General features: G+C 67.8%; 14 protein-coding genes. 3 read left to right on the top strand and 11 right to left on the bottom strand.

Annotated features, from left to right (window positions below; genetic code table 11):
- Window positions 1–76: 76 nt before the first annotated feature.
- Both AAHM44_RS23530 and AAHM44_RS23525 read right to left on the bottom strand, forming a co-directional pair.
- The gene (locus tag AAHM44_RS23530; protein WP_342251512.1) at window positions 77–586 is read right to left on the bottom strand and encodes a hemerythrin domain-containing protein; all 510 of its coding nucleotides are present in this window, start codon (window positions 584–586) and stop codon (window positions 77–79) included.
- Window positions 587–670: 84 nt separating this feature from the next.
- Window positions 671–1,567 carry an iron-containing redox enzyme family protein gene (locus AAHM44_RS23525; RefSeq protein ID WP_342251511.1) on the bottom strand — a complete coding sequence of 299 codons (897 nt, stop codon included), beginning with the start codon at window positions 1,565–1,567 and terminating at the stop codon, window positions 671–673.
- A 169-nt stretch (window positions 1,568–1,736) separates the two neighbouring features.
- Between AAHM44_RS23525 and AAHM44_RS23520 the strand changes: the two genes are divergently transcribed.
- Together AAHM44_RS23520 and AAHM44_RS23515 are read left to right on the top strand one after the other, a co-directional pair.
- A complete protein-coding gene (locus tag AAHM44_RS23520) occupies window positions 1,737–2,072 on the top strand; it encodes a hypothetical protein (RefSeq protein WP_342251510.1) in 336 nt (111 codons plus the stop codon).
- An 83-nt stretch (window positions 2,073–2,155) separates the two neighbouring features.
- A complete protein-coding gene (locus AAHM44_RS23515) occupies window positions 2,156–2,431 on the top strand; it encodes a hypothetical protein (RefSeq protein ID WP_269575791.1) in 276 nt (91 codons plus the stop codon).
- Here AAHM44_RS23515 and AAHM44_RS23510 read toward each other — a convergent pair.
- Window positions 2,428–3,063: a MarC family protein gene (locus tag AAHM44_RS23510; RefSeq protein WP_269575790.1), complete on the bottom strand. Its 636-nt coding sequence runs from the start codon at window positions 3,061–3,063 to the stop codon at window positions 2,428–2,430. The two genes, AAHM44_RS23515 and AAHM44_RS23510, sit on opposite strands and share 4 nt — an antisense overlap.
- A 245-nt stretch (window positions 3,064–3,308) precedes the next feature.
- Here AAHM44_RS23510 and AAHM44_RS23505 point away from each other — a divergent pair, with 245 nt between their 5' ends.
- Window positions 3,309–3,785, top strand: coding sequence for an Hsp20 family protein (locus AAHM44_RS23505; protein WP_269575789.1), 477 nt, complete (start codon window positions 3,309–3,311; stop codon window positions 3,783–3,785).
- Between the two features lie 40 nt (window positions 3,786–3,825).
- On the opposite strand, the gene AAHM44_RS23500 is transcribed toward AAHM44_RS23505, so the two are convergent.
- The 8 genes from AAHM44_RS23500 to AAHM44_RS23465 all read right to left on the bottom strand — a co-directional run bounded on the left by AAHM44_RS23500 (window position 3,826) and on the right by AAHM44_RS23465 (window position 11,807).
- Window positions 3,826–4,839, bottom strand: coding sequence for a methyltransferase (locus AAHM44_RS23500; RefSeq protein ID WP_342251509.1), 1,014 nt, complete (start codon window positions 4,837–4,839; stop codon window positions 3,826–3,828).
- Window positions 4,820–5,641 (bottom strand): cyanophycinase, encoded by an 822-nt coding sequence (locus tag AAHM44_RS23495; RefSeq protein ID WP_342251508.1) that lies wholly within the window; start codon window positions 5,639–5,641, stop codon window positions 4,820–4,822. The genes AAHM44_RS23500 and AAHM44_RS23495 overlap by 20 nt, the downstream gene beginning before the upstream one ends.
- The gene (locus AAHM44_RS23490; protein ID WP_269575786.1) at window positions 5,634–6,527 is read right to left on the bottom strand and encodes an isoaspartyl peptidase/L-asparaginase; all 894 of its coding nucleotides are present in this window, start codon (window positions 6,525–6,527) and stop codon (window positions 5,634–5,636) included. The genes AAHM44_RS23495 and AAHM44_RS23490 overlap by 8 nt, the downstream gene beginning before the upstream one ends.
- Window positions 6,520–9,237 carry a cyanophycin synthetase gene (gene cphA / locus AAHM44_RS23485; RefSeq protein WP_342251507.1) on the bottom strand — a complete coding sequence of 906 codons (2,718 nt, stop codon included), beginning with the start codon at window positions 9,235–9,237 and terminating at the stop codon, window positions 6,520–6,522. The genes AAHM44_RS23490 and cphA overlap by 8 nt, the downstream gene beginning before the upstream one ends.
- A gap of 224 nt (window positions 9,238–9,461) precedes the next feature.
- The gene (locus AAHM44_RS23480) at window positions 9,462–10,001 is read right to left on the bottom strand and encodes a hemerythrin domain-containing protein (protein WP_342251506.1); all 540 of its coding nucleotides are present in this window, start codon (window positions 9,999–10,001) and stop codon (window positions 9,462–9,464) included.
- A gap of 417 nt (window positions 10,002–10,418) precedes the next feature.
- Window positions 10,419–10,625, bottom strand: coding sequence for a hypothetical protein (locus AAHM44_RS23475; protein WP_342251505.1), 207 nt, complete (start codon window positions 10,623–10,625; stop codon window positions 10,419–10,421).
- Window positions 10,626–10,833: 208 nt separating this feature from the next.
- Window positions 10,834–11,553, bottom strand: coding sequence for a Crp/Fnr family transcriptional regulator (locus AAHM44_RS23470; protein ID WP_342251504.1), 720 nt, complete (start codon window positions 11,551–11,553; stop codon window positions 10,834–10,836).
- On the bottom strand, window positions 11,550–11,807 hold the full coding sequence (locus AAHM44_RS23465; RefSeq protein WP_269575782.1) for a DUF6894 family protein: 258 nt from the start codon (window positions 11,805–11,807) through the stop codon (window positions 11,550–11,552). Before AAHM44_RS23465 ends, AAHM44_RS23470 begins: the two co-directional genes overlap by 4 nt.
- Window positions 11,808–12,030 lie beyond the last annotated feature (223 nt).

Raw genomic sequence — 12,030 nt, 5'->3', positions numbered from 1 at the left:
GGCGCCGTGGCGCCCCCCCCCCGGTTTCGGGCGGGGGGGGGGGGGGGGGCCCCCCCCCCCCCCCCCCCCCCGCCGATCAGACCTGGACCGCGGTGAGCGTCGTGGTCTCGGGTTTTGCCAGACCGCCCGCCTTGTAGCCGGCGATGAGCTCCTGCTTGCGGGCGCGCAGCTGGTCGCCGAGCGCGTCCATATCGAGCCCGGCCTTGCGCGCCTGGGCGAACATGCCCTCCATGCGCTGCTCTTCTTCGCCGACATGGTGCTCGATCTGCTCGGAAAGCACCGAGACCTTGGCGTCGTAGAACTCGTCGGACGGCGCGCCCGCCTCGATCTCGGCGATCAGCACCTTGGCGCCGTCATGCTCGACATAGGCTTCCTTGAGCAGGTCCTCGTCGATCTTGCCTTCGCAGGCCGGATAGAAGATCTCTTCCTCGATCTGCGCATGGACGGTCAGCTCGAGGCAGATCTGCAGCGCGATCTTCTGCTTTTTGCCGTCGCCGGTTGCCTTCTCGAATTGCTCGAACAGATCTTCCACCGTGCGGTGGTCGGCCTTGAGAAGGGCGATCGCGTCCTGTTTGGTATCGGCCATGGGAATGCTCCTTTCGGACACAACAAGAGGCGGAGATACTCGTTCCGCTTCCGTGCCCATTGCGAGTCGTTCGCAGGCTTGGCGTCAGGACCAAAGCGCGCGTCGATAGGCTTCGAAGCAGCGCGCGCCGCATTTGAGCCGGATCAGGGCGCCTTCGGCCATAGCCGTGGCACGCGCCGGATCCTCCTCGACCGCCGGGCGGATCGCTTCCTTGTTCCATTCGATGCTGTGCTTGATGTCGAGCACGGCATGGACCGAGAAATAGCGGCGCTCCTTGCCCGACAGGCCGATCCGGCCCAGGCCATCGGCGACCATCGCCGAGCGACCCGGCGCGGTCAGTTCGATCACGCCGAGCGCACCCACCGAGTGCCAGGCGTAGCGCCGGTTCGTCGCCATCGCGGTCATCGCGTTGGCGAGCGCGAGGCTTTCCCAGACCGTGCGCTCGATCGACGGCGACACCTGCAGCGTCTCGACGAGCGCGTCGAGCATAGGGCCGTGCATGCCCTTGGCGGTGCCGTGGCCCATCTCGTCCCAATAGTTGCGCGCGAGTTCTAGCTTGGGGCGCGTCGGCAGCTTGACCTGCGTCATCGCGACGAGGTCGTCGAACCCCGCCTCGCCGGCGGCTTCCTGTTCGAAGAACCAGCGCAGCTGGTCGCGGTCGGCCGTTTTGGCCAGCCAGGGGAAAAGCGGATCATTTTGGCCCGAGCCGGTGGCCTTGAGGCCCTCGAACCAGGCGATGAAGCCGTCAGCATCGGTCGGGGCGGACGCCGCCTCGTCCGTCACCTCGGCGCGCAGATCCTCGAGAAACGCGCCTTCGAGGCGTTGCATGCGGATGTCGCGCTCGAAGGTCTTCTGCCAGTCGAGGCTCGGGAAACCGGGTTCGAGGCGTTCGCGGTTCCAATGCGCGAGGCCGCGCTGGAAGCTGTCGGTGAGGAATTGCGATCGTCGTTCGGTTTCGAATTCAGCGGCTCTGGTCGCCATGGGATATGCTCTCCTGTTGCGCGCTAGAACCGAGCAAGAGGATGGCATGTTCCCGCTTCGCCGCCAAACATAACCCAGGTTATCGAACTAGTTGCGGGAACTCGGCGGTCCGGCGCGCCGCGCGGAACGATCGCTTCGCGATGCGTTGTGTTGGGTAAGGAGCATTGCCATGACACGTCCGAACGAACCCGATGCCGACCTTCGCCCCAAGGCCGGCAAGCGCCCCGTCTTCGCCAGACCCGTGGATCCCGGGGCAGGGGCCAAGATCGGCACTGGCGGCGGCTATTCGGGCCAGGAATATGAATGCGCGGGCCAGACGGAATGGCGTGCCGAACAACAACGCCATGCGCTACCCGCCGACGGCGCCGTGCACGGCAGCGGCGCAGGCACGGGCGGCGGCAATCCCGGCGAGGATTACGATCCCGACAGTCAGAACGGCTCGGGCTATCCGCGCACCGGCGCCGAAGGCGAAGCGCAAATCGAGGCTGCCGAGGATCAACCCTAACCTGCTTAGTGTACCCTTATCCGATTGAGACCCAAGACTCTCCCGGCACGCGCGATGTGGCGCGAGCGGCGAGGGAGAGACGGATGAGCACCTTGATCCTGTTCGGCATCGGCATCGTGGCCGGCCTGATCGCGGCCTTTCGGCGCGGTCCCGGCAGGCGGTTCGTCTTCCTGCATGTCCTGGTCGGGATAGTCGGCGCGATGGTAGGCGGCGTGCTCGTCGCGCGCTTGCTCGGCGACAAGGCCTATCACCCCGATCATTTCGATGCCGGGGCCAGCGCGTGGGCTGCGGGCGGCGCGTTGCTGTTCCTCGCCCTTGCCAAGCTGATCGGCGCCGCACTGGCGCGCCGGGCCGGCTAGGGGCGCGACAGGAACGGCGCGTCGGCAAGGCCGTCGAAGAGGAACTGGACCGCCAGCGCCGCGAGCAGGATGCCCGAGACGCGGCCGATCACGTCGGCGCCGGTGCGTCCGAGCTTGGCGACCAGCCATTCCGAAGCGCGCATCGCGGCGTAGGTGAGCGCCAGGCACAAGCCGAGCATCGCGAGCACGCCTGTGCTTTCGAGCGTCGTGCCGGTGCGCCCCATCAGCAGGACGACTGCCGAGAGCGCGCCCGGGCCGGCGATCAACGGAAAGGCGAGCGGGAATACCGCGATGTCGCCCGGGCGGCGCGCATCGCGCTTCTCGGGCTCGCTGATCGAGGAGAGGCCTGGACTCGAAAACACCAGGGTGAGGGCCTGGAGAAGCAGCAGGATGCCCCCGGCCACACGGAATGCCGGCATCGAGATATGGAGGAGCGACAGCAGCAACTGTCCGGCGACGGCGAACAGCAGCAGCACCAGCCCGGCAATGCCGATGGAGCGCGCCGCCAGTTTCAGCCGGTCCGGGCGATGCACCTCGGCGGTCAGGGAAGCGAAGATGGCGGCGGTCTCTACGGGTCCGATCGTGACGAACAGCGTCACGAAGGCGGAAAGGATGGACGGCGCGACATGCATAATCGGGCTCCACGACTCCTTGTGCAAAATCGCGCAGTTAGGTTCGCTTCGCGGGTACGCAAGGTCCTGGAAAAAAGGGGAAAAGACGGTTGCGGGTCCGTGCGAATTTTTTGCGCGCGCGATCTTGAAGCCCGTTCTGCCATTCCTAATTCTGCCCTCGCCGGTGCGCGATGGCGGCCGGCTCTGAGGGCGCTGGCTCTCTCCGGCGTGCCTTGTGACCAAGTTGCTCTATGGAGGATTTGCACATGAGGACCAATTTCGACTTCTCGCCTTATCGCCGCTCCACCGTCGGGTTCGACCGGTTGTTCGACCTGCTCGAATCGAGCGCGCGCGCCGACACTGGCGACGGCTTCCCGCCCTTCGATATCGAGGCGATGGGCGAGGACAGCTACCAGATCACGCTTGCGGTGGCCGGTTTCCGCCCGGACGAGATCGAGATCGTCGCGCAGAACAACCAGCTGACGGTCAGTGGCCGCAAGGGCGAGGACGGCGACAGCGGCCGCTATCTGCACCGCGGCATCGCGACGCGCGCGTTCGAGCGGCGATTCCAGCTCGCCGACTTCGTCGAGGTGCGCAGCGCCGATTTCGACAATGGCCTTTTGCGGATTTCGCTGAAGCGCGAAATCCCCGAGGCGATGAAGCCGCGCCGCATCGCCATCGGTTCGGCGGCGCCGGCGAACGACCGGCTCGAAGGTCCGCGTTCCGAGCAGGATGCAGCCTGAGCATGGTGGCCCGCCGCCTGTGCGGCGGGCCTTTCCCGGGCTAGCCCGCCTTGCTGACGGTAGCGGCAACGAGCGCGATCCGGTCGACGTCGCGGTACGCCGGGCGCTCCAGTTCCTCGCCGAAGACGTCGGGATCGAGCTCGCGGTAGCGCAGCGTACATTCCCCCGTTTCCGCTGCTCGAATCAGCGCCGAGCGCAGGGCATCCTCGCCGGCGACGATCGCGCTGCCGGTATAGAGGATCAGCCGCCCGCCCGGCGCCAGCCGGGCGATCGCGGCCTGCGCCATGCCGAGCGCGACTTCTGCTCCGTGCATGCCGCCGCCATCGCGGTAGCGCCGCTTGTCGTCGTCGATGATGTAGGGCGGATTGGCGAGCGCCAGATCGATCGGGCGCCCGACGCCGCAGAGATCGTCGCTCTGGACCCCATGCAGCGCGACGTCCGCGGCGCGCGCGTTGATCGCCGCCAGCCTGAGGGCCTGGGGATTGACGTCCGTGCCGGTGGCGGCGCCCAGTCCCGACAGCTTGGCAGCAACGATGGCGCCCACGCCGGCGCCCGTGCCGATGTCGACGATATGGCCGTGCTCAGGCACCGGCTCGGCGGCCAGCTCGGCTTCGATCAGCGCCGCGAACCGGTAGCTGTCGGGCCCGAAGAACACCGCGTCGCGTCCATCGGTCGGATAGGCGGAATGCAGATACAGCGCGTCCCGCAGCGACGACGCGCGCAAATGGCTGCGGAGCAGGCCGCGGCTCACCGGCTCGACCATGCAGGCGAGCTCGAGCAGGCCGAGCAGCTCTGGCTCGAGCGTATCGCGGGCGAAGGGCAGGCTCCAGCCGAAGATATCGGTGAGCGAGCATGCCCGGTCGCGCCCTGGCCGAGCCACCACGCGAGCGTGCGAGGCCGGGGTAGGGGTGACGAAACGATAGCCGCGCTCGCGCAAGCTATCGACCAGCTGGAGCAGCGCCACGTCCTCGCGGCCGAAGACGAAGCGCTTGCCCAGGCCGCCAGAGGTCTCGCGCCGCATCCGTTCAAGCGTGCTAATCGGCTCTCTCCTCACGGCTCGCGGCGGCTTCGCCGGGCACCCTGCGCTCAAGGTCGAAGCGGTCGCCTGCGCTCAGCACGTGCAGACGCACATCGTGCATCGACAGCGTACGCTCGGGCCGGGCCTCGGCGATATTGGAATGGGTGACGCTGGAGCCGTCGACGATATAGACCGCACCGGCCCCGATCGCGCCGAAGCAGCAGCCTTCTACGACGATCGCGGTGTCCTCGTCGATACCGATGCCGAGCACGCGCGGGTTCTGCGCGACCGCGCCGAGCAGCCGGCCGATCCGGCCGCGTTCGGCGAAATGCTGGTCGATGATGACGTCGGGGACGAGGCCGAGGCCGGGGGCCATGTGCAGGTCGCCGACCCGGTGCGATTCCGAGCTCGTCCCTTTGACCAGCATCGTCTCGCTCATCACCGCGGCGCCCGCCGAGGTTCCGGCGATCAGTCCGCCGCGTTCGTGCAGCTCGCGGACCATCCGCTCGATCGGCGTGTCGCCGATCTGGCTCGATATCCGCAATTGGTCGCCGCCGGTGAAGAAGACGCCGGCGGCACCCTCCAACAACTCGGCGAACCGCGCCTCCCGCGTCTCCCCGCGCTCATGGACATACAGCTCGACTAGGTCGGTGACGCCAAGGGCGCCAAAGGCTTCCTTATAGGCGTCAAAATACCCTTCGGGCTCGTGGCTCGCGACCGTAGCGATGACGAGCTTGCCGTCGCGCACGCGGTCCGCGACTTCCTTTAGGATGACGCGGTCGTGCTTCTTGTCCTCGTGCCCCCCGATGATAATGAGGGGCCCTGCTTGATCAGTCATGGTCGAGGACGTCCTTGAGTTCGGAGGAATGGAGCGCGGCCCGCGGCTCGGGCAGCCAGCTCGCATGCAGCGCGAGCGCGAAATGCTCGCTGTTATGGGCCACGCCGAAACGGCCCGCCCGATCGATCACGATCGCCCCGGCTTCGCCGCCGACACGCGCAAGCCTGGCGATCGCGGCCTCGGCCGCGGGCGTCGCCTCCATGGTCTCCAGCGCCTGCATCACGCGGGCGGCGAGCATGGTCCGCAGGATGCTCTCGCCGTCGCCCGAAAAGGCGACGCCGCCGAGCTGGTCGTCCGCGTAGAGGCCGGCGCCCGGGATCGGCGCGTCGCCGATCCGTCCGGGATGTTGGCCGGTCAGCCCGCCGGTCGAAGCGGCCGCAGCGATATGCCCGGCGGCATCGATCGCAACGCAGCCGACCGTGTCGTGTTCGGGGCTGCCGGCAGCGGCTGGGGGAGCCGCCAGCGCCTCGGGCTCGCAAAGCGCGATGCCATGGTCGCGTGCGAAACGCTCGGCGCCTTCGCCGACGAGCAGCACCGGCAAGGCGTCCAGCATCTTGGCCGCGGCGCCGATCGGATTGCGGATCCTGCGCACCGCGGCGACGGCGCCGATCGCGAGCATGGTCCCGTCCATGATCGCCGCATCCATCTCGATCTCGCCATCGGCGTTGGGCACCGAGCTGATCCCGGCGTTGAAGGTGTCGTCGTCCTCGAGATGGCGTACCGCCGCTTCGGCCGCTGCCACGGCGCTGCCGCCACCACCCAGGATTTCCGCGCCGATCCGCGCGGCGGCGAAGCAGCCGGCGCGGTTGGCCTCCGCCTTCTCCGGCGCGATCGACTTCGCCCCGCCATGCACGATGAGGGCCCAGCACCCATTCGCATCATGCATGCGCGGCGGCCTTGGGCTCGGCGGCTTCCGCCGCCGGCTCGAAATCGAGGACGAGGCGCCAGACGCGCTCGACCGCGGTCGGCATCAGCACGACCAGGTCGCCGGGCGCCGCCATCCGCAGGCATGCCTCGGCCGCCCGATGTTCGTCGACGATGCGGCGGATGCGCTCGGGCGCGAGGCCCGAGCCAAGGGCTGCGTCGGACATCAACGAGGTCACCTCGCCTTCCTGCCGCCCGCGTCCGTCGGGCGCTTCGCGGAAGACAATCTCGTCGAAGATCGCGCCGGCGAGGCGGCCCATCTCGGCGATATCGGCGTCGCGCCGGTCGCCGGGGATGCTGACCATGCCGATCACTCGCCCGAAGCGCTCGCGCATCTTGCCGATGACCTGGCCGAGCGCGGTGAGGCTGGCCGGATTATGGGCATAGTCGACGATGACGCGGAAGCCGTTACTGTCGTCGATGTTGAGCCGCCCGGGGCTTTCTTCGAAGGACGAGGTGAAGCCTGCCAGCGCGCGCCGCACCGTCTCGACCGGCACGCCGTGCGCGAGCGTCATCGCGGCGGCAGCGAGCGCGTTCTCGATGTTGAACTCGGCGATCCCGCCGATGGTCGCCGGAATTTCCGCGGCGGGCATCACGGCGATACGCTCGCCATCCCGGTGCAGGACGATCGTGCCGCCATAGGACCCGGTCTCGCGTACCACCGCCATGCCGCCGGCCTGGACGTGATCGCGCAGCCGGGCCGGCATCAGCGTGTCGCCGAACATCGAGAACCAGACAGGCGTGCCGCGCGCGCGCCGGGCGATCCTTTCGCACATCGGATCGTCGGCATTGAGGATCGAATGGCCGCGCCGGGCGACGCTCTCGACGACCACCGACTTGACGTCGGCGAGGTCCTCGAGCGTGTTGATGCCCTTGATCCCGAGATGGTCGGGGGTGACGTTCAGCACCGCGCCGACATCGCAGCGGTCGAACCCCAAGCCTTCGCGCAGGATGCCGCCCCTGGCGGTCTCGAGGATCGCGGCGTCGACCTTGGGATGGCGCAGAATGGCGCGCGCGCTCTTGGGGCCGCTCGCATCGGCCTCCTGGGTCAGGCGGCCGTCGATATAGATGCCACTGGTCGTGCTCATGCCGGTGGTGAGGCCGTGCTCGCACAGTATGCGCGACACCATGCGGACCGTGGTCGACTTGCCGTTGGTGCCGGTGATCGCGAAGATCGGGATGCGGCTGCGCGAGGACCGCGGAAACAGCGCGTCGATCACCGGTCCCGCCACATCGCGCGGGGTGCCGCTCGACGGTTCGAGATGCATGCGGAAGCCGGGTGCCGCATTGACCTCCACGATCCCGCCGCCGGTGTCGGCGATCGGGCGGGCGATGTCGCGCGTCAGAAAGTCGATGCCGCACACGTCCAGGCCGACAACCGCCGCCACCTGCTCGGCAATCGCGACCGTGTCGGGATGGATGGCGTCGGTGCGGTCCACCGCGGTTCCGCCGGTCGAGAGATTGGCGGTCTCGCGCAGCACCACTTCCTCGCCCGCCATCGGGACCGAGTCCAAGCTTCTGCCGTTTTTGGCGAGCAGCTTCTCCATCGCGGCGTCGGCGACGATCCGGGTGAGGACATTCTCATGCCCCACGCCGCGGCGCGGATCGGCGTTCACATCGGCGATCAGCTGCTCGATGCGGTGCAGGCCGTCGCCAACCACGCGGGCGGGCATGCGCTCGGCGACCGCGACGACCTTGCCGCCGACGACGAGGATGCGATGGTCGTTGCCCGCCACCTGTTGCTCGACGATCACCCGCCGCGAATGCGCGGCAGCGCGGTCGAAAGCCGAGCGGACGGCGTCTTCAGAATGAAGATCGGTGCTGACGCCGCGGCCGTGATTGCCGTCGAGCGGCTTGACCACGATCGGATAGCCGAACCGCGCCGCTTCTTCCGCGGCAGCGTCGGCGGTGCGCACCACCGTGCCGCGCGGCACCGGCAGGCCGGCCTCGCTCAGGAGGCGCTTGGTCAGGCTCTTGTCGGCGGCGATCTCCACCGCGATGTGCGCGGTCGCACCGGTGATGCTGGCGCGCAGGCGCCGTTGGCGGCTGCCATAGCCGAGCTGGACGAGACTAAAGTCATCGAGGCGTAGCACCGGGATGCCGCGCGCGCGGGCCGCCTCCACAAGGGCGCGCGTGGTGGGGCCGAGCGCCGTCTTGCGCAGCAGTGCCTCCAGCGCCGCGATCATCGCGGGGACGTCGCGGACGTCCTCGATTGCCGGCGCGTCCAGCATGCGCAGGCCGGCGATCGCGTCGAGCCCTTCGGGCAACAGCGCGGCGATGAGCCGGATCGCGAACGCGCCGGCGGCGAGCGCGGTGGCTTCGTCGCGATATTCGTAGAGGATGTTGTAGACGCCGGGCCGGTCCTTGACCGAGCGGGTTTTGCCGCGCGTGACCGCACTGCCGGCCAGCGTCTGCAGCTCGAGCGCGACATGCTCGATGATATGCCCGAGCCAGGTGCCGTCATGGAGGCGGCGCAGAAATCCGCCGGGCTCGCGGTAGCTGCAGCCATGGTTGGCAAGGCCCGGCAGGAGTTCGGTCAGCTGTTCCGCGAAACAAGGCAGCCGTTCGCTCGGCCAGCTTTCGAGCTCGCCCAGGTCGATCTGGATGCGCACCATCGGCCGCACGGAATAGAGGTGCGGGCCGCGATAGACGCTCCGCTCCAGCACCCTCATCCCGCGCGCGCCGGCTTGTCGCGTACGGGTCGCACCCGTGCGCCGCTCTAACGCCGTCATAACTGCCCCGTGGTATCGGCCCGGACTGGGGCCGTCAGATCATGCCGAAACAAAAAGGCGGGCAGGGCAGTTCCGCCAAAACACCGCAACCTTAACCCTTGTTATCAAGAAAGAATCGCCGCGCCTGTGGGGCGGGCCGGCCTGCAGCAACCGGCCGGATCGCCCTAGGCGTCGGCGCCCATGTAGCGGGCATATTCCTCAGCATAGCGCTGGGCGATGCGCGCCTGGTCGTCCGCACCGGCGGACTCGGCCAGTTCGGTGAACCAGGTGCCTTCCTCGGAATAGATATGGTGGGCAACCGCGCCCTCGATATGCCCGAGCTTGTCGAGATAGTCCTGGCTCATCGGGTCAAGCCGCTCGAGCAGGCCCATTTCCATCTTGGCGGCCGACTGCTCCTGATAGGCGAGCTCGGCATGGCCGACCTGCTTGTCGGCGGCGAGCGCCGGATAGATCGCGGCTTCTTCCGCGATAGAATGTCCGGTGAGAAGAATGCCGAGCTTCTTCTGCTCGGATCGGCGGGATGCCGCGTCGGTCGCGGCCTTGACCACAGCGAACTGCGCCTCGATCCCGCGATGATGGTCGAGGATCTGCGATAGCCAGTCGCTAGGCCTCGCCGCTGCCCGTGCCTTGGCTCGCGCCTTGGCGCGCGCCGCGTCGCTCTCGGGCGGCGTGATCGCTGCTATCGCCTTGTCCAGTATCGACATTTTCACTCTCCAGCCTGGTTTCGTGGCGCCTGAACCCGTCGGGCAGTCCGGTGTTCCGCAAGGTGCTGGGCGACCTCGATATTTGCTTGCCGCTGCCCTGGCCTCACTCCTGGCCCATGGCCTTGACGCCGACCTCACCCGAAAAACGGTCGAGCGCGCCTGCAGCGCGGCGTTACGCCGCTTCTCGCCGTCGAGGAGCACCAGCGCGAGCGACAGCGCGGCCCCCGACAGGAGGAGGGCAAGCACCTGCAGCGCGCCGCCGGCGAAAATCCAAAGGCCCGAGGCGGCAATCAGCAGCAATTGCACCGCCGGCCCCTTGATGCGCGGCGTCGCGATGGCGGCGCGCGCCGCGCCGGTCGTGAAATTCCTGTTCAAACCGCAAATGCTTGTATGGGGGATGGGCGACCGGCGCCGCCCCTAATGTAGGCTGCGCTCCTGCCCGGGGGCTGACCAGGACTGCGCCGCGAGCACCGGCCCGGTAGCCGTACCCATTGCGCGCCGCTCATATTCGGCTGCCATTGCCAGATGCGCGACCGCTGCCGCCTTGTCGGTGCTGACCTCGGCGCGCGCGCGTTCGGTCTGTGCGCGCCGCGCATAATAAAGCCTGTCCCTGTCGCTTTCCATCGCTAGCCTTACCGTAGCCCCAGCTCGGGATCGGGTCGAACCTAGCGGCTCCGTGATCGGCGATCCTTATACTGGATTACGATTGATCATGGATTGTCGCGCGGGCGCACCTTGCGGCCGCCCTTCGGTCGCTGCCGGTATCGGATTCAGGCGCCATCGTACGAGCGGGCAGGCGACACGCCCGGCTCGACGGCATGCCGCCTATCCGTCAGCGCGGCTCGCTCTCCAGATAAAGATATTGCGGGTTGAACTCGGCGATCGCGTGAAGCCGCGCCAGATCCAGGATGCGGACGCGCCCGCGCTGCATGTCGACCGTGCCTTCCTCGCGCAGCAGCTTGAGCGTGCGGTTGACGTGCACGGGCGTCAGTCCCACGCACTCGGCGAGGTCGACCTGCGTCAGCGGCAACCGGAACTCGAGTCCGTGCGTCAGGCCGACCAGGCCGAGGCGGACATGCATTTCGGCGAGGAGATGGGCGATCCGCGCGATCGCCGAGCGCCTGCCCAGCGAGAGTTCCCATTCACGGTGCACCGCGGCATCCATGTTCGTCGTGAACCAGTAAAGCCGGGTCAGATGCGGATGCTCGTGCGATAGCGCCAGCAACCGCTCGTGCGGCACGACCGCGATCTTGCATGCCGAGAGCGCCATGAGGTTGTGGTCGAGCCGCTTGAGCGTGAAACTGTGCAGATCGACGAAATCGCCGGCGACGTGCAGTTCGCTGATCTGGCGCTGCCCGTCGCTCAGGTCCTTGTAGCGACACATCAGGCCCTCGAGGAGCAGGGTCGAGGTGGTGAGGCGCTGGCCCGCACGGATGAAGGTCGTCTTGGCCGGTATCTCGCGCACTTCCGAGACGAGCGCGCGCAAGACCTGCTCTTCCTCGGCCGAAACCTCGTCGCGCGCCCGGAGCTTGGCGAGATGCTTCTCGATCATGGTTCGTCCCCATCCGGTATCCGCAGCTCGATCGCTTCTCTGAACGGGACCGAAAGGAGGACGGTTCCTTCGCGGTCGCAAATGTCGAGACGGCCGTTGAGATCGACCAGGCCCGATTCGAGCTCCTCGCCGAGCAGCGACCGGATCCCGGCCAGGGCGACTTTTCGTGCCGCCGCGAGATCGGTCAGCTCCTGGCCTTCCCGGTCCTTGGTCAGTCCGGTACCGTTATACACGTGGAAGAAATACCGCCGCATCGGATCTACCTGTTGGTCGGAGGATGAAGGTTTCGACGCCGGCATCGAGTGCACACCTACAGCTTGATGAGAAGCCAACTGTCTGAAGTAGCCGCAGGTTGCGTAAGACGCCCCGGACTTAATGTCGGTTATGAAGAATTGCCGGCAAGCGGGTCGGGGGCGGGGGCCGGCGCGTGCGCCCCCCAGATTCGGGGGGGGGGGGGGGCGGGGGGCCCCGCCCGCG

This window comes from Sphingomonas sp. OTU376, assembly GCF_038440415.1.
Lineage (GTDB): Bacteria > Pseudomonadota > Alphaproteobacteria > Sphingomonadales > Sphingomonadaceae > Sphingomonas > Sphingomonas kyeonggiensis_A.
Note: the sequence above shows the minus strand (reverse complement) of the source record. Positions and strands in the feature narration are given on the sequence as shown.

Excerpts from the sequence above, each read along its gene's own strand:
- AAHM44_RS23530 (WP_342251512.1), bottom strand. The coding sequence starts at position 586 with ATGGCCGATACCAAACAGGACGCGATCGCCCTTCTCAAGGCCGACCAC.
- AAHM44_RS23525 (WP_342251511.1), bottom strand. The coding sequence starts at position 1,567 with ATGGCGACCAGAGCCGCTGAATTCGAAACCGAACGACGATCGCAATTC.
- AAHM44_RS23520 (WP_342251510.1), top strand. The coding sequence starts at position 1,737 with ATGACACGTCCGAACGAACCCGATGCCGACCTTCGCCCCAAGGCCGGC.
- AAHM44_RS23515 (WP_269575791.1), top strand. The coding sequence starts at position 2,156 with ATGAGCACCTTGATCCTGTTCGGCATCGGCATCGTGGCCGGCCTGATC.
- AAHM44_RS23510 (WP_269575790.1), bottom strand. The coding sequence starts at position 3,063 with ATGCATGTCGCGCCGTCCATCCTTTCCGCCTTCGTGACGCTGTTCGTC.
- AAHM44_RS23505 (WP_269575789.1), top strand. The coding sequence starts at position 3,309 with ATGAGGACCAATTTCGACTTCTCGCCTTATCGCCGCTCCACCGTCGGG.
- AAHM44_RS23495 (WP_342251508.1), bottom strand. The coding sequence starts at position 5,641 with ATGACTGATCAAGCAGGGCCCCTCATTATCATCGGGGGGCACGAGGAC.
- AAHM44_RS23490 (WP_269575786.1), bottom strand. The coding sequence starts at position 6,527 with ATGCATGATGCGAATGGGTGCTGGGCCCTCATCGTGCATGGCGGGGCG.
- cphA (WP_342251507.1), bottom strand. The coding sequence starts at position 9,237 with ATGAGGGTGCTGGAGCGGAGCGTCTATCGCGGCCCGCACCTCTATTCC.
- AAHM44_RS23480 (WP_342251506.1), bottom strand. The coding sequence starts at position 10,001 with ATGTCGATACTGGACAAGGCGATAGCAGCGATCACGCCGCCCGAGAGC.
- AAHM44_RS23475 (WP_342251505.1), bottom strand. The coding sequence starts at position 10,625 with ATGGAAAGCGACAGGGACAGGCTTTATTATGCGCGGCGCGCACAGACC.
- AAHM44_RS23470 (WP_342251504.1), bottom strand. The coding sequence starts at position 11,553 with ATGATCGAGAAGCATCTCGCCAAGCTCCGGGCGCGCGACGAGGTTTCG.
- AAHM44_RS23465 (WP_269575782.1), bottom strand. The coding sequence starts at position 11,807 with ATGCGGCGGTATTTCTTCCACGTGTATAACGGTACCGGACTGACCAAG.